Genomic DNA, 20,309 nt, shown 5'->3' with positions numbered 1-20,309 from the left:
GAATCAAACTGCCATATTCAGATGAGCGCTGCGCGTTAACGCAAGTACGCGCGCGCACCGTCGTTGTCGAGGATGGATACCCTGATTAGCGGCGGATGTCCCATCGTTGGAATGGCCAAATCACGCAGCGTGTTGTTGTAAGCGCGTTGCCGCTGCCTACCCGCTGACACCCGCCGCTCCGAACCCAGTGGCGTCCTTCTTGGCAAAATATCTGTCTGCAGTGCGAGCACGCAGATGGCACAAGTGTTTGTAGTGATTGGCTTCGAAACCGGGCGGCACTCTTGGCGGATAAAGTTCCAACGCCTGCAGGCGATAGGTCGTAAAGTGCTGGGTCTCATCCGTTTCGATGAAAGTTCCCGTGGCGGGATGAAAGAAGTCCCCGGTCGGTGGCGTCGCCCGTTTACCCTGCTGCGCTGCGACTTCTCCGCCCAAGGCATGAAAAATGGTGTCCAAGACGGGGCCTGCAATCGATTCAGCGATGCTGGGAAGAGCGAAATGCCCCCGTTGGTTGATCCAGGGCACTTTAGCCACCTCAAGGTAGATTCCGTCTCTAGCCGCTGCTCGAGCGAAATCTGCCTGGGCCTCACCAACAGGCACGACTACCCACTCTCTGCTAGGTCGATGCGTTCCGGCTGCACAAAGCCTTTGCCGTCCATCCACAGCACAACATCCAGGATGCGCAATAAGGGGACTCGCTCCAGCCCGGCAGAATCGCGCAACCGCCCCAGCCGATTTTGAGCGCCTCATCGGAAGATAAGGCGTTATGCCACGCCCTCCATGTACCCGCAGAGGAATCGAAGCCAGTTACGCGGGCAACAACGGAGTCATAAATTGGGATAAGACCAGGCCTTTTGCGCGCCATAAGCTTGCTGGCCGTGGTCGGCCCAATCCCAACGTGGTTACGCAACAGCAGCCACAACTCCAAAGCTGCAGATCCGGTTCCGAACAGTCCTTCGTGCTGATCGATCGGTATTTCTTCCAAATTTAAATCCGGGATACGGGACAAGAGGGTCGAAATCTCATCCGCTTGGCCGCTGAGGATTTTGACTGCTGCTGCTGGAACATGCACGGAAAGGCAGGAAACTGCAACGATATCTTCTGATGTGATTCGATTCCCCGCCACGGTGGGTAGCCTGTCAAAGTGGAGCCCGTAGCGGTTCCTGCTGAGCTTCATCCTATTCGTGTGACTCAGCAGCGGCTAACGACTCCTCGTTGGTGATGTCCGGGCTTGGTTCAAAGGCGGTATTTGTTACCGGGTAAGCATTGTCGGCGTTAATTACGGCTGGGGCGAAGGCCCGGATGTTTGGGTCGCTATCTGGGACGGCACCTTTAGGCCGACAGACTTCGGCAAACACAACGTGCGCTGAGCCGGTTCCAGAGTGCCCTAGTATTCGAGACATGCTGAAAACTCAAGGGGCACAGAGTAAGGCCTTCATTTATACGCTGGTCTTGACTATTGGGCTGGTCTATATAGCGGTCTTCTTCCAATTAGGAAACGCAGGTGAAAGCGGCAGCTTCCTTAAGTGGGTATTCACAGTCGGCTCGCTAGTGGCTGGTCTGCTTGGGCTGTTTTTACTTGTGGACTGGAGGAACCTGGGCCGGTTGGTAAGCAAAGCAGGAAGAAGGGACTGGGCTGGCTTGATACTTGGGGTTGTTAGTTTGGCTTTGGGTGTATTCGCTTTGTGGAACTAGGAAGGACCGAAATGGACAACAACGACTTAGAGGAAGTGAAGGACAACGCCGAGTTGGGGGCGATGGCCTACCTGAATCAGGACGAGCTTGAACGGAAGGTCAGGATGACGGGGGAAGTTCTCGAACTGGTCCACGGCATCCTTGAGGACTTGGTACGTGCTCTCCCGGATGAGCACCAGAAAGAGTACTCGCATGACATGGACCGGATCGCTGACCTAGTCCGATTCATACGGTAGCTGGTCGTCTGGCTATGCTGGCTGGATGGCTAAATTCATTGCGCAAAAAGATCTGAAAAAGGGTGACATCTTCCTGGACGAGGATGGGAAGGTCCTCACGGTGGTGAAGCCCTACACTGAGGGCAAGCTGACGACACTGGCAGGCTCAATCAGTGACGTTGACCGGGCGGACTACATTGTTTCCAAGTCCGAAGCTTCAGAGGTTCGGGCCGATGATTTCGAGGTTCTGGTTCTTCACCGCTCATAGTCCCATCCACTGAAGGCCCCAAGCCAAGTCCTAGAGCTGGCTTGGGGCCTTCCGTGCTATGCGGAGGTGGCTACTGGTCTACAGCTTCGTAATGCACGTCCCAGCCCGCGGATACATTGCAGTCCAGGCGCAGTGTCAGAGGCCGTGTCTCGTCGCCAGCCAACAGGGTCACGCCTGTAATGGTCGCTTCGCCGGCAATGGGAGCCGTCTTGCTGTGCAACTGGATTACGGACCCTAGGGGCAGATTGATGAATCCCTCAAGCCACATCACTTGGGTCTCAGCTGCCGAGTCCCATACAAGTGTTCTCTGTTCTACTTTCAGCTTCGGAACTTCGTGTCCGCTCATTGTGGCCTCTCCCCAATAGTTGTTGATGCCGGCGCTGCCGCCCGCGGTATATGACCAGTTTAGGAACGGGGCCTGAGAGCGGCCTGAATGCCGGCTCCACTCCGGCCCGGTAGACAAGGAACGCGAGGAGCAGCGCCAGGACGCCGTTCTACGCTCGCCATACGAGGACCCGGAGCCTCCGGTAAAAGCAACCCCGTGGTCATTGTTCACTCCGTAGTATTCAGGGATGTAATCGCAAGCTCTCTCGTCGGAAATTAGCGCGATAGCACTAACGATCCCACCAATTTTTCCTCGTCGCTCATATCTCTAAATCCCCCATAATGTATTGCCCTGCACGGACTGCTTAGAGCATGCTAATCGACTTTCAGGAAAATTTGCGTTCGAACAGGGCCTGTCGAGTCCAGGGCGTTCGGCACCGACCCGCTGCAGCGTAGATGGAGGCGTAGCCTGAACCCCAGCCCCGGCTCCGCACCGGCATCACGGTGCCGTGCCTCGTTCAGGACACCGGCAGGACCGGCACTCCCCTGCTCTTGCTCCACGCCTGGGGCGAATCCCGCAAGAGCTTCGACCGCCTGATCCCCCAGCTGACCGGCTGCAGAACTTATGCACCGCACCTCCGAGGCCAGGGCGACGCGGACAAGCCGCTGAGCGGCTACTCCCTGACGAAGCAGGCGGAGGACGCCGCAGCAATCCTGGACGCGCTCGAACTGCCGCACGCCGCCGTCGTCGGCTCCTCAAGCTGCGGGTACGTGGCCCAGCAACTTGCGCTTGCTCATCCCCAACGCGTGACGGCGCTGGTGCTGGTGGGGTCGCCCCTGAGCCTGCAGGGACGGCCCGCCGTTGCCGACGAGGTGGACGCCCTGACCGATCCGCTCGACGAGGCGTGGGTGCGGAACTCGCTCACCTGGTTTCCGCTCGTCCACGACGTCCCGGCCTGGTACATCATGGACCGTGTCCGCGACGGCCGCAGCATGCCCGCGCACGCGTGGAAAAGCATTTTCAACGGGCTCTGCGGAGCCATCCCTCCCAGCAAATCCGGGACCATCCAGGCGCCCACGCTCATCCTCTGGGGCGGCCAGGACAACCTGCTGCCGCGCACGGACCAAGAGACACTGGCCGCCAGGATCCCGGGCTCGGTACTCAGGACCTACCCCGACGCAGCGCACCTGGTGTTGTGGGAATGCCCGGAACGCGTTGCGGAGGACATCACCGTCTTCCTGCGCACCCTCGGCTGACACGGCGCGTAGCCGGGCCCCGCCGTCGTACGTCTGCCCTCTGCCCCCCGGACCGGGTTACATCAGCGCTGAGGCAAGCGGCTAACTCACCACAAGATGCTGATGCCCATCGATGAGCTCCCGGACGATGTCCAGGTGGTCCGCGTGGACGGACGTCTCAGCGAGTACGCGGAACACCGCCTCACGACCCGTGGACACGGGTGGTGCGTCGAAAACGGTGGCCGGAGGCCACCAGCGGGGCGGGGCGTCCAGGTCCACCGCCGCCAGGATCTCTTCGCTTCGCGCAATTTCACGCTTGTAGATGGTGACGGCCTCAGGTCCGGTCATCGGTTCGGACGCCCACCCGTTGTGGAGTGCTGCAATTGCCCTGTCATCGCCGCCGAGCACCGCCGATATCCAGAACATCTCGTCGTCGAAGGCCAAGTGGTTGAGCAGTTGCGTCATTGTCCAGCCGGACGGGACTAAAGCCTGGCGCATCTGATCGTCGCTGAGGCCTTCGACTGTTCGAAGAACATGCGTCCGCGCACTCGCCAGCTGGGCAAGCAATGGGGCGTCGCTCACGCTGCGTGCTCAGATCCGACAAGCCAGTGAAGTCCATGGCGATCAATGACCTGGCCATCGGAGGCGCCCCAGGGTCTCGTGGAGAGAGGATTGAGTACCGCACCGTCCACGGAGAGTTTGTCGAACCGCTCGTGGAGGACCGCAGGTCCGGCGGTTCCCAGCAGCGAGAGCATCACAGGGCGGTGCTCTCTTTGACCCTGTCCATGGTGGCAGCCCAACCTTCCCGGGTACCGCCCAGCATGAGCTTTTGTACCCCTTCGATGTCCAGATGCTCGGAGAACTGAACTGTGAGGACGAGCTCCGTCTCCTTTCCCAAATCGTTGAGCTGCACCGTGACAACCGGGGCCGTCAGTTCGTTCTCGCCGTCGAGCTCTGGCCAGCCTCCCACCGCTCCCCAGCGGAAGACGAGCCGCTCGTCAGGAACAATCTCCAGGTAGATCCCACCAGTGGGATAACTGAGTTCCTCGTTGACGATCATCTGCTGCTTCCACGTGCCCCCAACCCGAAGATCCACTTCAATGGGCTCGGCCGGCGTGGGCATGTCGGGGTTATGGAACCAACCAAGATGACGGGGGTCCGTCCAGGCGGTAAACACTGCGTGCGGAGAGGCAGCCAACGTTCGGGTAAGGGTAAAGCTTCGATCCTGAATTGGGTAGTCGGTCATCTGTCCTCCAGTTCGGTGGGCTCAACAGGGTCCTCGGACTTTGCCGCGAGCTGAGCCTCAAGGCGGTCCAGCCGTGGGCCCAGGAAATCGCGGTACGGGCGCATCCACTCCTCCACCTGCTGCAACGGAGCAGTTTCAAGCCGGCAGTTCCGCCATTGGGCCGACCGGGACTTGATGATCAGCCCCGCCTGCTCGAGTACCTTCAGGTGGCGGGACACGGAGGGAACACTGATGGCGTGCGGAGCGGCCAGTTCGGTCACCGTCGCTTCACCCCCCTGCAGTTGCGCCAACAAGGCACGGCGGGTGGGATCCGCCAGCGCAAGGAAAATCGCACTCAGGTCATCCATTTGCACTCGAGCCTAATTACGCATCAGCGTAAATACAAGGCTCCGATGTCTGGTGATTCCCGATCTGCTATCTGCGCCACATGTCGACGGGATCCGGAATAGGGGCGTGCTGTGAAGCCGTTGTCGAAGTCATGAAAGCAATTACGTACAGCACCTACGGCAACCCCGACGTCCTCGAGTACGGCGAGCAGCCACTGCCCAAAGTGGGGCCCGGCATGGTCCTGGTGAAGGTCAAGGCAGCGTCGGTGAACCCGGTGGACTGGAAGATTATGTCCGGCGGCCTAGACGCCGTTATGGACCTGCAGTTTCCCGCCATCCCCGGCTGGGATGTCGCCGGTGTGGTGGAATCCGTGGGCATCGACTCCCGGCAGTTCCAACCCGGCGAAGAGGTCATCGCCTACGGCCGGAAGGACTACGTCCACGGCGGCAGCTTCGCTGAGTACATCGCGCTGCCGGAGCGCGTCCTGGCCCGCAAGCCCGAGACCCTCAACTGGAACGAGTCCGCAGGCCTGCCGCTGGCCGGCCTCACCGCCTACCAGGTCCTCAACCGGCTGGGCCTCAAGGCCGGCGAAACTGTCCTGATCCACGGCGGGTCCGGTGGCGTGGGCTCGCTAGGCATCCAGATCGCCGCAGCACTGGGCGCCAAAGTCATCGCAACCGCATCAGAGAAGAACCACGACTTCCTCCGCGACCTCGGTGCCGAGCCCGTAGCCTACGGCGACGGCCTAGCAGACCGCGTCCGCGCACTGCGCCCCGACGGTGTGGACGTCGTGGCCGACTTTGTGGGCGGCAACCTCGAAGCCACCCTCGCGGTGCTGGCTGACGGCGGCCGGCACGCGTCCATTGCGGACAGCGACGTTGAGCAGCATGGCGGGGAATGGATGTGGGTCAACCCGGTGGGCGCCGACCTGCAAAAGCTCGCCGACCTGGTGGACGGCGAGAAGATCCAGGTGGAGGTTGCCGAAGTGTTCCCGCTGGAGAAAGCCGCGGATGCGTTCCGCTCCAACATGGAAGGCCACACCCGCGGCAAGATCATTCTGGCCATGGACTAAAACGGGCCAGCACCGGGGCGATGTTCGACCGTCCCGGTGCCGCCGGTTAACCCATCATGTGAGTGCTGTCAGCCCACCGGGTTCACCCGAACAGCGCCGACACGCGGGTGAGGGTTTCGTAGACCCCGTAAGCCAGGGGCACTCCCACCAGGGCCCAGGCCACGGCGAGCCTGCCGGTGGAAGCGTTCACTGGGGTGTGCGCGGCCGGGGTGCTTTCGGTGCTCATTTCAGGCCTCCATGGCAGGTTCGTTCCGGCCGCGGCCGGAGCTTGATTCGTGGAATCGTGCGTCCACCGGTTTGACCAACAGGTTGGCCACAAAACCAACCACCAGCAGCCCCACCATGGTCAGCAGCGCCGGCTGATAGGACGCGGCGTTCAACTGCCCGGGTTTGCCCTGGGCGTCCAGGAAGGCGTTGACGATCAGCGGCCCGGCCACCCCGGCGGCGGACCAGGCGGTCAGCAGCCGGCCGTGGATGGCGCCCACCTGGAAGGTCCCGAAAAGGTCCCGTAGGTAGGCCGGTACAGTGGCGAAGCCGCCGCCGTAGAAGGAAATGATGACAAACGCCAGTGCCACATAGAGGATGGTGGTGGTTGAACCGGCCAGCGCCAGCACCACGTAAAGCACAGCGCCGATGCCGAGGTACACCATGTAGATGCGTTTGCGCCCGGTGATGTCTGAAGTGGCGGACCATGCGAAGCGGCCCGCCATGTTGCCGATGGACAGCAGCCCCACGAATCCTGCGGCGACGCCGGCACTGACCAGGGACACGCCGTCGGCCTGGCGGAAGAAGTCCTGGATCATCGGTGCGGCCTGTTCCAGGATGCCGATCCCGGCGGTGACGTTGCAGAACAGCGACACCCACACCAGCCAGAACTGCCGGGTTTTGATGGCGTTCCTGGCACTGACGTTCTCCGAGGTGACCAGCTTTGCGGCCTTGACCTTGGCGGGGTCGAACCCGGCCGGCCGCCACCCGTCAGCGGGGACCCGGATGGTGAAGGCGCCGAACAGCATGTACGCGAGGTAGACGACGGCGAGGGTCAGGAAGAGCTTTCCGACGGCGTCGCCGCTGGCCACCCAGCCCTGCGCGCCGGAGTTGGGATCATACAGCCTGAGGAGCGCGGTGGAGACGGGGCTGGCGATCAGCGCTCCGCCGCCGAAGCCCATGATGGCCATTCCTGTGGCCAGGCCCGGCCGGTCCGGGAACCACTTGATCAGGGTGGACACGGGCGAGATGTAGCCGATGCCCAGGCCGATGCCACCCACAAAGCCGTAGCCCAGGTAGACCAGCCAGAGCTGGTTGGTGAAGATGCCAACCGAGCCGATCACAAAGCCGCTGGCCCAGAAGACTGCCGAGGTGAACATCGCCTTGCGCGGGCCGTTGGTATCCACCCAGGTGCCCATGATGGCCGCTGAGAGGCCCAGCATCACGATGGCGATGGAGAAGATCACGCCGATCTCGGTCAGGCTGGCATCGAAATGCTTGACCAGTGCCGTCTTGTACACGCTGGTGGCGTACGCCTGGCCGATGCAGAGGTGCACGGCGAGCGCTGCGGGCGGTACCAGCCAGCGGTTGAAGCCCGGTGGGGCGATGGTGTGGTTACGGTCCAGCCAGCCCATAAGTGTGCTCCTTGTGGTTGTCGACGTCATTGTCCGATCGCGGCTGAGGCGCAAGACCCCCACCATGCACCGTTGCCTGTAGCAATCATGTTCCTGATCATCAGCAAACGTACTAATGGCGCGCCGAGCGGTGGGTAATTGACGGGGAGCGGTAGGACGGCGGAAAGATCCGGTCCCTGTCCCGGTCCCGTGCAACAAGATGAGGCGCTTGCCCCATGCCCTGTCTGCGGCCCGGTCCTAGGCTCACGGTATGGAGAAAAGGAGGCGGCCATGAGCACCTACCAGCCGCAGTCATCAGCAGGGGCAACACCGAAGCTTGCCGAGCTACCGGAGGACGCCGCCGAGCACTTCGCCGGCTACGCGGTTCTGGGCTTGCCGTTTACCAGCGGCCACTACCTGGCCTTCCGGGATTTCCCGGTGAGTTCCGTTGGCCCCGGCTACCGCTCCGTTTGGCACCGCACGCCCGGCGGCGAGTGGACTATATACGCCAACGCCGCACCGGAGTTCAGCTGCGCACGCTACTTCGGCGCGGCCGTGCACCATACGGTGGAGACCGACGTCGACATTCGGTGGAGCGGGCCCTTCACCGCCCTGGTCACGGTCCCCGGCGTTGTTGACTGGCACCTGCAATTGGGCACGTCCGCGGCCACCTCCATGCTGACCGCCATGGCGGTCCGGATGCCCGAAACGCTATGGCGCAGCGACGTAGTGCTCCGCGCCATGGGCGCATTCGCCGGGCCCCTGCTGAACGCCGGCAAGATGAAGGTCTCCGGGGTGGTGCCCAACGGCCAGACCTTCCAGGCCCAGCCCCGGCAGCTGTGGCTGGTCACGGACTCCCAGGCAACCATCCTGGGCGAAGACGCGGGCATGCCGGGGGCACTGGAAGTGCAGGACCAGATGGCAGACTTTTGGCTTCCGCAACGTGGACTGTTTGGAGCCGGGCTGGGCGTCAGGTTCCCGTCCACAGCACGTCCCACTGGCCAGAAAACCACCAGGGCACGCACCGGAAACAGCCAGACGTCATAAAGATGGCGGCCGGTTTCCGTCGTCCGCGGCGGCGGCTCCCTAGAATGGCCGTGTGAAGCAGTCACCGGCTGGACCCCGCCGCAGTGAAATCCTGGCCGCACTCTCGCTCGCCATCGACCTGGGGCTGGGGCAACCGATGGAGCACATGCTGCGGTCCTGCCTGCTGGCATTACGGATCGCCGGGGCCGCGGGAGTCGACGCTGCCGGCCAGGGCAGGCTCTACTACGCCAACCAGGTGGCATGGATCGGCTGCCACGCGGATTCCTTTGAACTGGCAGCGCTGTTCACGGACGACATCGCTTTCCGCGCCGACTACTACAACCGCGACCAGCACGGCCTGCCCATGTACGCCGGCATGTTCAGCCATGCCGGCGCGGGCCTCCCGCCAATGGCCCGCATTGCATACTGGACGCGTTTTGCGGTGACGGGCAGCGCAGCGGTGCGCACCATGATTGCCTCGCACTGCATCTCCGCCGGGGCATTGGCCAGCAATGTAGGGCTCGACGGCGGCGTGGCAGGACTGCTTGCCCACACCTTTGAGCGCTGGGACGGCAAGGGCCTGCCGGACGGCATCGCGGGTCCGGCCATCCCGCTGGAGATGCGGATCATGCATCTCGCGGATACGGCAGAGGTTTACCTGCGCCAGGAGGGTGTGGCCGGTGCGGTGGCCATGGTGCGGGCACGCCGCGGCAGCCAGTTCGATCCAGCCCTGGCCAACCTGTTCATCGAACAGGCCGAGGCACTCACCGAAGGACTCCTCGAGGTCGACTGCTGGCAGGCAGCCCTGGACCTGGCGCCCGCCGACGCTCCCCTGTCCGGCCCCCAGCTTGATGCGGTGCTCCGCGCGGTGGGTGACTTCGCCGACCTCAAATCCCCATACACAGCCGGACACTCCCGCGCCGTGGCTGCCCTCGCCGCCGCCGCCGGCGAGGTGCACGGACTTGCGGCCGACGATGTCGCTGAGCTCCGCCGCGCAGGATGGGTCCACGACTTGGGCCGGCTCGGAGTGTCCAACCAGGTGTGGGACAAGAAGGGACCCCTCTCCCAGGCGGACCTGGAACGCATCCACATGCATCCGTACCTGGGAGAACGGATCCTCAGCCGCGTACCCGGCCTGAAGGGTGAGGCGGCCCTGACCGGCCTGCACCACGAGCGGATGGACGGGTCCGGCTACCCCCGCGGGATCGGCGGAACGGAGTTGGGGATTAAGCAGCGGATCCTGGCGGCGGCGGACTCCTACGGCGCCTCCCTGGAGCCGCGTCCGCACCGGGCCGCGCTTCCGCCCGCCGATGCAGCTGGCCGGCTTCGGCAGGAAGTCTCAGCCGGCCGGATCAGCCCCGAGGCTGCGGACGCCGTGCTCGCAGCCGCGGGCCAGCAGCCCCACCGCCGGCCCGCCCCTCCGGCCGGGCTCACCCCTCGGGAACTCGAAATCCTCGGCATGCTGTGCCACGGAATGGCTCCGGCCGAGATAGCCGCCAGCCTGCTCCTCTCCACCAAAACCGTCCGCAACCACGTGGAGCACATCTACACCAAAATCGGTGCAACCAACCGGGTGGGTGCCACCTTGTTCGCGGTACGGAATGGCCTGACTCATTAATCGGCGCCGTCGCCTTAGGAAACCCACAGGTCCGCGCCCTACGATGGCCTCCATGAGATCCCCCCGCGATGCCCGCTCCGCCGCCGTGGTGATCAACGCCGGGTCACGCCGTGGGGCGGCCCACCAACTGGCCGTTGACGCCATGCGCAAGGCGGGAGTGCCCGTCACCGCCGTCCACCATGTGCTTACCGGCGCGGACCTGGCCGGCACGCTGGACCAGGTCCTTGCTGCCGGGCACGACCTGGTGGTGGTCGGTGGCGGCGACGGGACCGTGACCTCCGCCGCCGGCCGGATTGCCGGCACCGACGTGGTGCTCGGCGTCCTGCCGCTGGGCACTGCCAACGACTTCGCCAGGACGCTTGAGATCCCCGCAGATCTTGCCCAAGCCGGAGCCACCCTCGCCGAGGGCAAAGTGGTGGACATCGATCTTGGCCGGGCCAACAGCCACCCGTTCCTCAACGTCGCCTCCCTTGGCCTGTCCGTAGGCATCACCGCAGCATTGAGCCCCCGGCTGAAGCGGTACCTCGGCCCGCTGTCCTACGCCGTCGCCACCGTCCGCGCGTACACCCGGCACCAGCCCTTCCGCGCCCGGCTCGAATTCCCCGACGGCGACCATCCCACCATGGAACTCGACAACCTGCTGCAGGTGGCAGTGGGCAACGGCCGGCACTACGGCGGAGGCAACACCGTCTCCCCCACGGCCGGCATCGACGACCACACCCTGGACATCTACGCGATCCTGGCCGGACCCGTCCGGGAGCACGTCAGCATCGCCCGGCTGCTCAAGGACGGCAGCTTCATCAAGCACGACAAAGTCCACCACTTCACCAGCCGCAGCGTCCGGGTAGTTACGGACCAGCCCATGCCGGTGAATCTCGACGGCGAAATCGCCACCACCACGCCCACCGATTTCACCGTCCAGCGCAACGCCGTCCACGTGATCGTGCCCCAAAGCAGCACCGGCGCCCTGTACGACGGGCCCGGCAGCGGTGACCTCCCGCCGTCGTAATTCGCGACGGCGGCGTGCTGCTCCTGCGGGACCAGCCGTCACGAGGACGTACCTACGGTCGCGTCGCCTTGGACGACTACGCTGCGGAACATCGCCATCAATCCGGGCGTTGAGGGTGTATGACCAAGCGTGTGATGGTGCCCGCTCTGCTGCTCGTGGCCGCGATCGTGGTGGGTGTGGGGTTGTACCTGTTCCAGCCGTGGCGGATCTTCACCAGCTCCACGGTGACCGAGGCTATCCCAACCGCTGTCCCGGCTTACGCACCACCCGCCGTTCCGTCTCCGGCCGCTTCTCCTGAGGCCACGAGGACGACGGCCGCGCCCACCGCCGTCGCAGGTCCACGTGAACTGGCAACGGGCCAGCTCGTCAGCCACGAACACGCCAGCTCGGGATCGGTCCGGATCCTTGAGCTGCCGGACGGGAGCCGGATCCTCCGGTTCGAGGGCCTTGATACCTCCGACGGTCCCGACCTCCGGGTGTGGCTCACCGACGCGCCGGTGATCGAGGGGCCGCCAGGCTGGCAGGTCTTCGACGACGGCGCATACCTGGACCTGGGCGCGCTCAAGGCCAACAAGGGCGATCAGAACTACGAGATCCCGGCCGCGGCGGTGCTGGGCGACTACAGCTCCGTCACCATCTGGTGCGCGAGGTTCACCGTGTCCTTCGCTGCCGCCGAGCTGAAAGCGTAGTCCGGCCCCTGGCCAGCGCCCGCGCTCAGCCGCCGGACGCCTCTGCCCCCGCCACGGTTTCCGCCACGTCCTGGACAACTTCGTTATGGCGGAGGAACCACGGCTTGAACGGTGGATCGAACCGGGCAAACCGAGGCTCCCCCACAGCCGTAAGCCCGGCCAGTGCCAGCGCCGCCAGCAGTCCTTCCGTGCGCTTGGCAAACGCCGATTCCGATCCGTTGCCGGAAAAACGCACGGCCGCCGCCAAGGACCCCGGGACGTCCCGGATCTGCACCTTGGGGTCCATGGGGACAGGCGCCGAGGCTGCGCTCAGGCCCGCCGGCAGCACAAAGGCCACCGCAAACTCATCGGTTGCGCCGTTTCCGCTGACGGGGCCGCGCTGGAGTACCGGGGCGGTCATCGCCAGTTGAGTGGACGCCCCGCTGCCCTGTATCACTGGCGCCGTCATGGCCAGCTTCCGGCCAGCCACATTGCTGCCGCTGATGTAGTTGAACAGGCTGCGGAACGCTGCGTTGCCGGCCCGGTCGAATTCCGCCCGGACCTGCACCTCCGCCACCACGTAGGCGGGATAGCGGCGCAGTTCGAAATGCGGATACGAGCGGACAACGGTGTACGGCTGCTGTTCTGTCATGGTCCTCAGACCCTACGCCCATCCTAGGACGGCAGCGAGAGACGGGGCCCGACGCCTAGCGCGGAACCAGCCGCCACAGCGACGTGACCTCGGCCGCGCGCGCCTCGAACAAAGGATCGTCCCGGTCCGCTGCCTTACCGTGCGTCGGCTTGGTGTCCAGCCGGTCCACCACGCGGAGGCCGGCCGACTCGATGGCTGCCAGCAAATCCTCGCGCGACCGCAGGCCAAGGTGCTCGGCCAGGTCGGACAGGACCAGCCAGCCCTCCCCACCAGGCGACAGGTGGTCGGTCAGTTCATTCAGGAACCGGAACAGCATGCGGCTGCCGGGGTCGTACACGGCGCTGTCCAGGCTGGAGTGCGGCGTGGCCGGAATCCAGGGTGGGTTGCACACCACCAGCGGCGCCCGTCCGGGCGGGAACATGTCGGTCAGGACCGCCTCCGCCCGCTCCTCGACCCCGAGGTTCCGGAAATTCTCGCCGGCGCACGCGATGGCCCGCGGTTCGTTGTCCGTCGCCACCACATGCTGTACGCCGCGGCGGGCCAGGATGGCAGCGAGGACCCCGGTGCCGGTGCCAATGTCGAATGCCAGGGTGTCTGAGGGAAGCGGCGCCTCAGCCACAAGGTCCACGTACTCGCTCCGGGTCGGGAAAAACGTCCCGTAATGCGGGTGGATGCGGGCCTGCAGGGCATCGACGTGGACGCCTTTCAGCCGCCACTCGTGGGCACCGATCGCCCCGACCAGCTCGTGCAGGGACACCACGGACGGTTCGCTGATGGAGCCATATGCTTCAGCGGCGGCCGACCGGAGATCCGGAGCGCGGCGCAGCGGCACCACCGGACCCGGATCCAGGGGTACCAGCAGCAGGCCCAGGATGCGTGCCCGGTGCGAGCGCGTCTGCCGGTGCCGGTAAAACCTGTCACCAGGTGTACCCGCCACTTTCTTGCCGGCGCCTACCCGCCGGTCCAGGGCGTTGAGGATCTGGCGGGCGTTGTGGAAATCGCCGTGCCAGAGCATCGCGATCCCCTGCGACGCCATCCGGTTCGCGTCATCGGCCGTGAGCGAGTCGGTGACCACTTCGACGCGCTTGGGCGCCGGCCGGCCGTTCGCCGAACGCCAGGTGGCGCTCCTGTTCTCCCCGGCTTCGTCCCACGTCACGAGGATGCGGTCTTGAGCGGAGGGCGAGGGGGCCGGCGTCGGGATTCCCGCGGGGCCCGGTGTGTCAGTACTGATAAGGATCCATTCCAAGGGCCCGTGGGCGGGCAACAATTGCGGGAGTGCCGGAAGCCTGAACCGGCCTTGTCAGGATACAGCCGACGGCCGCCCCACCATCGGGACGGCCGTCAGTCAAGCGTGCTGCAGGAGTTAGTGCTCCGCGTCCTCAGCAGCCTTTTTGGCTTCCTTTTCCGCGTCCTTCTCAGCGCGGAGGGCTTCCGCGTCGTGCTGTTCCTCGGCCTTTTCCTGGTGGATGACCTCGGCGAAGAGCTTCTCCATCTCCTTGGCCACACCGGCAGCGGAGGCGGGGTTCTGGCCGGTGACCAGGCGCTCGTCCACCGCCACCTGCTCCTCCCAGACGCCGGCGGAGACGTGCTTGGCGCCCTGTTCCGTCAGGCGGTCGGCCAGGAAGAACGGGATGACCTTGTCCTTGCCGGCGGCAACTTCCTCGTCATTGGTGAATGCGGCAACCTTGCGGCCTTCCACCAGGCGCAGCCCGTTGGCCAGCTCCACGTTCAGCAGGCCGGCCGGGCCGTGGCAGACGGCGCCCACCAGGCCGCCGGCGTTGTAGACGCTGGCCACCAGCTTCTGCAGGCCTTCGCTGTCCGGGAAGTCCCACATGGTGCCGTGCCCGCCCACCAGGTAGACGGCGTCGTACTGGTCCGGGTCCACCACGTCCACGCGGGCGGTGTTGTAGAGCCCGGCGCGGGTGGTTTCGTCCTCGGTGAAGGCCACCTGGGTGGGGTCGTCGGTGTCCACCTCGTCGCGCGGCGGCTGGCCGCCCTCGATGGAGGCGAAATCCACGAAGTGCCCGGAGTCCCGGAACACCTTCCAGGGGTGGGCAGCTTCGGCCACGTTGTAGCCGGTCTTCTCTCCGGTGTTGCCGATCTCGGAAACGCTGGTCAGTACCATGAGGATTTTCTTCATGAAATGCTCCTTTCGTCCATCCACTAGCCTACTCGTCAGTAGGCTTATGTTTCACCCATGGGGACTTGGACCCATTGGTGCTTGTCCGGTTGTGCCATAGCGTCGAAGGCAGGAGCAGGTTGCTCCGCTGCGGCAAATGCCACAGCTGTTCCATCGATTGGGGTCAACGATGAAGAAGATCAAGAGTGTTTTTGCTACAGCTGCCGTGGGTGTTTCGCTGAGCGCCGGCGCCCTCATGCTGGCCGCTCCCGCCCACGCGGACTTCAATACCTACCAGGTGTACAGGTCCTCCATGTCCGAATGTTCCGCCGAGCTGCGGGCCGCCATCCAGTCCTACGGCGGCCCGGTGATCAACGTGACGCCCTGCCACTGGAACACGTACATGGACCAGTACATCGGCAGCTTCGGCTACAACTACTAGAGGCGTCGCCGGACGCACTTACGGAAGGGCCCGACGTCGGGCCCTTCCGTTTTAGCGGTCAGGGCCCTGTGGTGAAGCTCCACGTTATTGGACCGATCAGGGGATTGTCAGCCAAGTCGCGAATACTGACGCCAATCGGGTTGCTGATAGTGACAGTGAACCTGGTGTTGGCCGGCATGACCACGCGAGGATACATGGTGGCCGTTCGCGTTGCGGCGTCGTAGTCAAAGCGGGCTGTGGGGATCATTGCTCCCGTTGTTGAGTTCCGAAGCATGATGGTGTTCCCGACGCCGGTTGCGATGACCGGCTCACTGAACGTCACCGTGACAGGTGCACTTCGGCCCACTCCTGTGGCGTTGCTGGCAGGCTTCTTCGCAATGATTCTCGGGTTGGGACCCGTGGTGAAAGTCCAAATCCTGGTGAGGCCTGGTTGATTTACGTGCGTATAGTCGGTGAGCGGATTACCTGCCCCGTCCCGGATGGCCTGGCCAAAAAGCGTCGCTGTGTACACGGTGTCGGCCCTAAGGCTGCTGGTCGGATTCAGGGTTGCCACCCGGGTGGTGGCGTTGTACGTCACGGCTGCTGGGATGAGCGTCCCGGCGGGATCTTTCAAGGTGAACGTCGTTGCGTTCACGCCCGTGACGGGTTCGCTCATTGTGGCGGTGACGTTCTGTGTCAGTCCCATTCCGGTTTCCAGCAGGGCAGGGCTGGTCGTCGTGACGGTGGGGGCGGGACCTGTGGTGAAGCTCCATTTAGTTGTTGCCAGGACATTGCCTGATGTGTCCCGGATACCGGATGCGGAACCGGTCAGTTCAACGGTGTATTTGGCGTCCGGGGCAAGATCTGCTCCGGGATTAAGTGTCGCTACGCGTGTGGTCTCGTTGTAGCTCACAGCTGCCGGCACGCGGGTCCCGGCCGGGTTGCGAAGCGTGAACGTTGCACCATTGACGCCCCTCACTGCCTCATTGAAACCCACTGTCACGTCAGCAGCCTGGTCCACGCTCGGGGCAATCGGCGCGGGCGTCCGGGTCTCAGCGACCGGCGCGACCTTGTCAGGGGGCCCCGGCACAAAACTCTGCACTCCACAATTCGTGGGCACAATGATGCGGTGCTGCGCAATGGCTAGGTTGCCGCCCATTGCGGGCGCGCACCCAACAGCTGTACCACTTCTGACCAGGCCTGTGACCTCGTCCAATGCTATAAGTTGACCCTCCGTGAACGTGTCCGACCCAGCCAGGATCCACACCAGACCATTCGCGATGACGGGCGCGGATGAAAGTACGTCGTAACCATAGTTCAGGTCCTGCATGCCGAGCCGGTGAGTCCACTGGACGGTTCCGGTTTCCAGATCCACCGCGCTCACCGCCGCGGGCTTATCTTGCTCTGATGAGGTGAAGATTCCGGTGCGCCCGTCAAACGCAATGGAAATTTCGCTGTTAGGGAGCGTCCGCACAAACTTCCCCGTTGCAACATCGAGGACCAAAGTCTTAGTTTCGGAGCGAACGCTGGGGACATAAAGTCGGCCGTTATGGACCGAAATCGGTGACATTCCTTCCCCTGGAGTAAAAGGAGCCAAAGATTTCGCATAACGCCAGAGAAGTTTGCCCGTTGTCACGGAAAAGGCTGACACGGCTTCATGGGCGTTGTGGAGAATCTTTCCACCGTCGATGAGGAGCGAACTGTTGGTCGAAGCGCCCTGATCAAAGACCAACTTCAGTGACCCCGTTGTCGCGTCCAGGCCGTACAGGCTGCTCATGGCTAGGCCGGAGCCCACAACTACTTGGTCTTTCCCTCCCGATTCGGAACTCCACAGCAGCTTTCCCGTACTAATGTCGTATGCGTCAAGCGTCTCTGGCGATGACGTTTGTATGTTGTCGTGGGCAAAATAGACCTTCGAGCCGACGATTTTCGCCTGCGCCGAGAAATGGAAGGCATGCCGCCACAGCAGCTTCCCACTGACTGTTTCGTATGCGGAAAGCCACGAACATTGGTGCTGTGTGTCCACCACTACTGTTCTGTTTCCGGACACGCTGATGGAGATGGAAGCACTACCTCCCGACGACGGACAGAAGGGTGGTATTGCCTTCCAAGACTTCGTGATTTGGGCCGGAACAGTTTCTGCAAGCTGGGCGTTCCGGTTGCCGGAGTCCGTCCCCTGTCCCATCACTGACGTTCCGCCTGCCGGGTATGGCAGATGCCCGGGCGTGATCGGAGGAACTACCGCCGACGCCGGGCCTGCAGCAAGACCGCCCGACAGCACGACGGCAACAATGGCGCCGATTCCCCAACGTCGCAGTTTCATGCTGACAGCTCCCATCAATTCGCAAAATCTGGCGAAAGGCCAAATCACAGGTTGAGTAGCGTCAGTAAATCACCAGCATCGAAGCATTTTGGCGGTAAATGCTCTAACTGTGGCGAATGGTGAAGACGTGCGGAAATCCACACGACGGTATTGCGCAGAAACGGACGACGACGACCGCTAGAACCCAAGCTCCCGCCGTCGTCGTCCGTTATGTGGGCGTCAGTCAGCCCGTGTGGTTAGTGCCGCGACGTTTCGCCCGCGGAGCTGGTGATCGCCGCATGCCGGGGATCGGTGTCCGCGTCCACGCCGTCCGTGTCCGCCGAGGCGACCGGACCGCCGTCGAACGTGTCCCGGTCCTTCTTGGTGCCGTCGCCGCGGGTCTTGAGCAGGCTCGCGACCGTGGCCACGGTGATGGTGGCGCCGATGAACAGCAGCGAGAACCAGATGGGGATCTCCGGGACCCACAGGAGCGGCTGGCCGTTGTTGATGAAGGTCAGTTCGTTGACGTGCAGGGCGTGGAAGACCAGCTTCACGCCAATGAACGCGAGGATGACGGCCAGGCCCTGGGCCAGGTACACCAGGCGTTCCAGCAGCCCGCCGATGAGGAAGAACAGCTGGCGCAGGCCCATCAGGGCGAAGGCGTTGGCGGTGAAGACAATGTAGGCCTCGTCGGTCAGGCCGTAGATGGCGGGGATGGAGTCCACGGCGAAGATGAGGTCCACAAAGCCGATGGCGATGATGGTCAGCAGCATCGGGGTGACGAAGCGCTTGCCGTCCTTCTTTACGGTGAGCTTGTCCTCGTGGTACTCGTCCGTGACGGGCAGGACCCGGCGGACCAGCTGCATGAACTTGCCGTCCGCCGGGTTGGAGTCGTGGCCGCCGAACGCCTGCTTGTAGGCCAGGAAGAGCAGCAGCGCGCCGAAGATGTAGAAGATCCAGGAGAAGTTCTCGATCAGCCCGGCGCCGATGGCGATGAACCCGCCGCGCAGCACCAAGGCGATGATGATGCCCACCATGAGCACCTTCTGCTGGTATTTCTTGGGGACCGCGAAGCCGGTCATCACGATCAGGAAGACGAACAGGTTGTCGATCGAGAGTGCCTTCTCCGTCAGGTAGCCGGCGAAGTACTCACCGCCGTACGTCCAACCGGATACCTGGCCGATCCCGACGCCGAACACCAGCGCCAGGCCGATGTAGAACGCCGACCAGCGGGCCGATTCGGCGATGCTGGGTTCGTGGGGTTTGCGCACGTGCGCGAAGAATTCGTAAACGAAGAACAGGACGGTCACCGCAAGGGTGATGATCCAGATCAGTGGTGTTACCTGCATGGGGTACTCCAAGGGTAGGCGTTGACATGACGCCAAGGTCTCCTCCGCCCGGACTGGAGCCGGAACCGATGGGCCCGGGATGCTTCGCTGCATCCGTATTGACGGGCCGATCACAGACGGGAGTACTCCCCTTGATGCTTAAATCCTAACCCATGCTTAGTGGTGGTGCTGCACCGGGGACCTGCAAATGGCGCGATTGACTTGACTTAGCATGCCATCGTGCTTGGCTGGAAGGGACCGCGACTGGGAGGTAACCCTGATGATCACCAAACGACCGTACCGCGTAGGGCTTCTTGTCCTTTGTGTCCTGGGCATCGCCCTGACACCCCTGGCCGCGCTGGGCCACGTGCCGCCGGAGCTGGGCCTTCTCATGCTGGCAGCCGTTGCGGGTTGGATCGTTTACGGACAGCTCACCCCTCGCCGGGACAAGCGGCAGGCAGCCGGCCAAGCTGATTGACGTGGTGCCTGGCACTTAGCCTCGTGGGCTCAGGATGAAGCGGACGACGACGGCCTTCCGCCTTAGTTAGTCGGCAGGCCTTTGGCGTAGGCGGCCTGGCCCACGTGCTGGACGCAGTCCACGATGGTGCTCACCAACCGGGCTCCCAGGGTTACCGGCGGATCCCACTGGCGGTCGACGATCCGGTCCAGGTCCTCATCGGTGAGTCCACCTACGTAGGCCACCGTCTGCTGGTGCACAGCCGTGTAGTAGGCCAGCAGCTGCTCGGCTGAGGCGTTGACGGCGTCCACCTCTTCGCTGGAGTGCTTGTAGCCCGTATCTGCCACGGGCAGCTCCAAGCCGAAGGACCCGGCGAAGTCCTGGGCCATCCAGACCTGTTCCAGGCCGGCAACGGTCGCCACCTGGGCGTCCTCCACCCGCGCAAGGTGCCACAGCAGCCAGGCGATCGAGTTTCCTGTACCGCCCGGCCGGTAAGTCAGCTTGTCGGTGTCGAGGCCCTTCAGGGTGGCTTCCACAGCTTCCGGGATCCGGCCAAAGCTCTCGAGGAGGAGTTCGCTGGTGTTCATGGGGTCCGAGTCTACCGGGCCCCTCGTTGTGGTATCGGTTGTGGTTGTTGTTCGGGGTGTTTGGGGGCCGTATCTGATAGGTCAACGGGGGGGTGTGGTTGTTAAATGTGGGAGGCCCCAACCAGGTGCTGGTTGGGGCCTCGA

The 20,309-nt window shown here is 63.7% G+C and carries 24 protein-coding genes; 11 read left to right on the top strand and 13 right to left on the bottom strand.

Features of this window, described 5'->3' with window-relative positions; translation table 11 throughout:
* Positions 1 to 156 precede the first annotated feature (156 nt).
* Together ACU18_RS19170 and ACU18_RS19505 are read right to left on the bottom strand one after the other, a co-directional pair.
* Positions 157 to 522: a DUF7255 family protein gene (locus ACU18_RS19170; protein WP_231685986.1), complete on the bottom strand. Its 366-nt coding sequence runs from the start codon at positions 520 to 522 to the stop codon at positions 157 to 159.
* Between the two features lie 91 nt (positions 523 to 613).
* The gene (locus tag ACU18_RS19505) at positions 614 to 1,174 is read right to left on the bottom strand and encodes a DUF6308 family protein (RefSeq protein ID WP_157407519.1); all 561 of its coding nucleotides are present in this window, start codon (positions 1,172 to 1,174) and stop codon (positions 614 to 616) included.
* A 224-nt stretch (positions 1,175 to 1,398) separates the two neighbouring features.
* On the opposite strand from ACU18_RS19505, the gene ACU18_RS19500 reads away from it, so the two are divergent.
* From ACU18_RS19500 to ACU18_RS01990, 4 genes are all read left to right on the top strand, one after another.
* Complete coding sequence (locus tag ACU18_RS19500) at positions 1,399 to 1,692, top strand: hypothetical protein (RefSeq protein WP_157407517.1); 294 nt, start codon at positions 1,399 to 1,401, stop codon at positions 1,690 to 1,692.
* 11 nt (positions 1,693 to 1,703) lie between these two features.
* Positions 1,704 to 1,928, top strand: coding sequence for a hypothetical protein (locus ACU18_RS02005; RefSeq protein WP_050683869.1), 225 nt, complete (start codon positions 1,704 to 1,706; stop codon positions 1,926 to 1,928).
* A 25-nt stretch (positions 1,929 to 1,953) separates the two neighbouring features.
* Complete coding sequence (locus ACU18_RS02000) at positions 1,954 to 2,175, top strand: hypothetical protein (RefSeq protein WP_050683868.1); 222 nt, start codon at positions 1,954 to 1,956, stop codon at positions 2,173 to 2,175.
* Positions 2,176 to 3,003: 828 nt separating this feature from the next.
* Positions 3,004 to 3,756 (top strand): alpha/beta fold hydrolase, encoded by a 753-nt coding sequence (locus ACU18_RS01990; RefSeq protein WP_231685985.1) that lies wholly within the window; start codon positions 3,004 to 3,006, stop codon positions 3,754 to 3,756.
* Between the two features lie 81 nt (positions 3,757 to 3,837).
* On the opposite strand, the gene ACU18_RS01985 is transcribed toward ACU18_RS01990, so the two are convergent.
* From ACU18_RS01985 to ACU18_RS01975, 3 genes are all read right to left on the bottom strand, one after another.
* Positions 3,838 to 4,317, bottom strand: coding sequence for a mycothiol transferase (locus ACU18_RS01985; RefSeq protein ID WP_050683863.1), 480 nt, complete (start codon positions 4,315 to 4,317; stop codon positions 3,838 to 3,840).
* Between the two features lie 172 nt (positions 4,318 to 4,489).
* Positions 4,490 to 4,981: an SRPBCC family protein gene (locus ACU18_RS01980; RefSeq protein WP_050683861.1), complete on the bottom strand. Its 492-nt coding sequence runs from the start codon at positions 4,979 to 4,981 to the stop codon at positions 4,490 to 4,492.
* On the bottom strand, positions 4,978 to 5,328 hold the full coding sequence (locus tag ACU18_RS01975) for an ArsR/SmtB family transcription factor (RefSeq protein WP_082178128.1): 351 nt from the start codon (positions 5,326 to 5,328) through the stop codon (positions 4,978 to 4,980). Before ACU18_RS01975 ends, ACU18_RS01980 begins: the two co-directional genes overlap by 4 nt.
* Before the next feature lie 131 nt (positions 5,329 to 5,459).
* Between ACU18_RS01975 and ACU18_RS01970 the strand changes: the two genes are divergently transcribed.
* A complete protein-coding gene (locus tag ACU18_RS01970) occupies positions 5,460 to 6,380 on the top strand; it encodes an NADP-dependent oxidoreductase (protein ID WP_050683859.1) in 921 nt (306 codons plus the stop codon).
* 82 nt (positions 6,381 to 6,462) lie between these two features.
* On the opposite strand, the gene ACU18_RS19830 is transcribed toward ACU18_RS01970, so the two are convergent.
* Entirely contained in the window at positions 6,463 to 6,606 is a 144-nt protein-coding gene (locus ACU18_RS19830; RefSeq protein WP_197273495.1) for an MFS transporter small subunit, read from the bottom strand.
* Between the two features lies 1 nt (position 6,607).
* A complete protein-coding gene (locus ACU18_RS01965) occupies positions 6,608 to 7,999 on the bottom strand; it encodes an OFA family MFS transporter (protein ID WP_050683858.1) in 1,392 nt (463 codons plus the stop codon).
* A gap of 270 nt (positions 8,000 to 8,269) precedes the next feature.
* Here ACU18_RS01965 and ACU18_RS01960 point away from each other — a divergent pair, with 270 nt between their 5' ends.
* The 4 genes from ACU18_RS01960 (at position 8,270) to ACU18_RS01945 (ending at position 12,320) form a co-directional block, all read left to right on the top strand.
* Positions 8,270 to 9,025 (top strand): hypothetical protein, encoded by a 756-nt coding sequence (locus ACU18_RS01960; protein WP_050683857.1) that lies wholly within the window; start codon positions 8,270 to 8,272, stop codon positions 9,023 to 9,025.
* A gap of 52 nt (positions 9,026 to 9,077) precedes the next feature.
* Positions 9,078 to 10,622, top strand: a complete 1,545-nt coding sequence (locus tag ACU18_RS01955) for an HD domain-containing phosphohydrolase (protein ID WP_050683856.1) — start codon at positions 9,078 to 9,080, stop codon at positions 10,620 to 10,622.
* Positions 10,623 to 10,674: 52 nt separating this feature from the next.
* A complete protein-coding gene (locus ACU18_RS01950) occupies positions 10,675 to 11,631 on the top strand; it encodes a lipid kinase (protein ID WP_050683871.1) in 957 nt (318 codons plus the stop codon).
* A gap of 119 nt (positions 11,632 to 11,750) precedes the next feature.
* The gene (locus tag ACU18_RS01945) at positions 11,751 to 12,320 is read left to right on the top strand and encodes a DM13 domain-containing protein (RefSeq protein WP_197273494.1); all 570 of its coding nucleotides are present in this window, start codon (positions 11,751 to 11,753) and stop codon (positions 12,318 to 12,320) included.
* A 25-nt stretch (positions 12,321 to 12,345) separates the two neighbouring features.
* On the opposite strand, the gene ACU18_RS01940 is transcribed toward ACU18_RS01945, so the two are convergent.
* From ACU18_RS01940 to ACU18_RS01930, 3 genes are all read right to left on the bottom strand, one after another.
* Positions 12,346 to 12,951 carry an SOUL family heme-binding protein gene (locus ACU18_RS01940; RefSeq protein WP_050683855.1) on the bottom strand — a complete coding sequence of 202 codons (606 nt, stop codon included), beginning with the start codon at positions 12,949 to 12,951 and terminating at the stop codon, positions 12,346 to 12,348.
* Positions 12,952 to 13,006: 55 nt separating this feature from the next.
* Positions 13,007 to 14,107 (bottom strand): N5-glutamine methyltransferase family protein, encoded by a 1,101-nt coding sequence (locus tag ACU18_RS01935; RefSeq protein ID WP_050683854.1) that lies wholly within the window; start codon positions 14,105 to 14,107, stop codon positions 13,007 to 13,009.
* 207 nt (positions 14,108 to 14,314) lie between these two features.
* On the bottom strand, positions 14,315 to 15,091 hold the full coding sequence (locus ACU18_RS01930; protein WP_050683853.1) for a type 1 glutamine amidotransferase domain-containing protein: 777 nt from the start codon (positions 15,089 to 15,091) through the stop codon (positions 14,315 to 14,317).
* A gap of 169 nt (positions 15,092 to 15,260) precedes the next feature.
* On the opposite strand from ACU18_RS01930, the gene ACU18_RS01925 reads away from it, so the two are divergent.
* Positions 15,261 to 15,512, top strand: coding sequence for a hypothetical protein (locus tag ACU18_RS01925; protein ID WP_050683852.1), 252 nt, complete (start codon positions 15,261 to 15,263; stop codon positions 15,510 to 15,512).
* Between the two features lie 58 nt (positions 15,513 to 15,570).
* Here ACU18_RS01925 and ACU18_RS01920 read toward each other — a convergent pair whose 3' ends face one another.
* Positions 15,571 to 17,814 carry an Ig-like domain-containing protein gene (locus ACU18_RS01920; RefSeq protein WP_197273493.1) on the bottom strand — a complete coding sequence of 748 codons (2,244 nt, stop codon included), beginning with the start codon at positions 17,812 to 17,814 and terminating at the stop codon, positions 15,571 to 15,573.
* A gap of 236 nt (positions 17,815 to 18,050) precedes the next feature.
* Positions 18,051 to 19,142 (bottom strand): TerC family protein, encoded by a 1,092-nt coding sequence (locus ACU18_RS01915; RefSeq protein ID WP_050683850.1) that lies wholly within the window; start codon positions 19,140 to 19,142, stop codon positions 18,051 to 18,053.
* Positions 19,143 to 19,401: 259 nt separating this feature from the next.
* Between ACU18_RS01915 and ACU18_RS01910 the strand changes: the two genes are divergently transcribed.
* Positions 19,402 to 19,599 carry a hypothetical protein gene (locus tag ACU18_RS01910; protein WP_050683849.1) on the top strand — a complete coding sequence of 66 codons (198 nt, stop codon included), beginning with the start codon at positions 19,402 to 19,404 and terminating at the stop codon, positions 19,597 to 19,599.
* 62 nt (positions 19,600 to 19,661) lie between these two features.
* On the opposite strand, the gene ACU18_RS01905 is transcribed toward ACU18_RS01910, so the two are convergent.
* Positions 19,662 to 20,165 carry a mycothiol transferase gene (locus ACU18_RS01905; protein WP_050683848.1) on the bottom strand — a complete coding sequence of 168 codons (504 nt, stop codon included), beginning with the start codon at positions 20,163 to 20,165 and terminating at the stop codon, positions 19,662 to 19,664.
* Positions 20,166 to 20,309: the final 144 nt, after the last annotated feature.

Source organism: Arthrobacter sp. ZBG10, assembly GCF_001238605.1.
Taxonomy (GTDB): Bacteria; Actinomycetota; Actinomycetes; order Actinomycetales; family Micrococcaceae; genus Arthrobacter.
The sequence above is the reverse complement of the archived record's forward strand: the minus strand, read 5'-3'. Positions and strand labels throughout refer to the sequence as shown.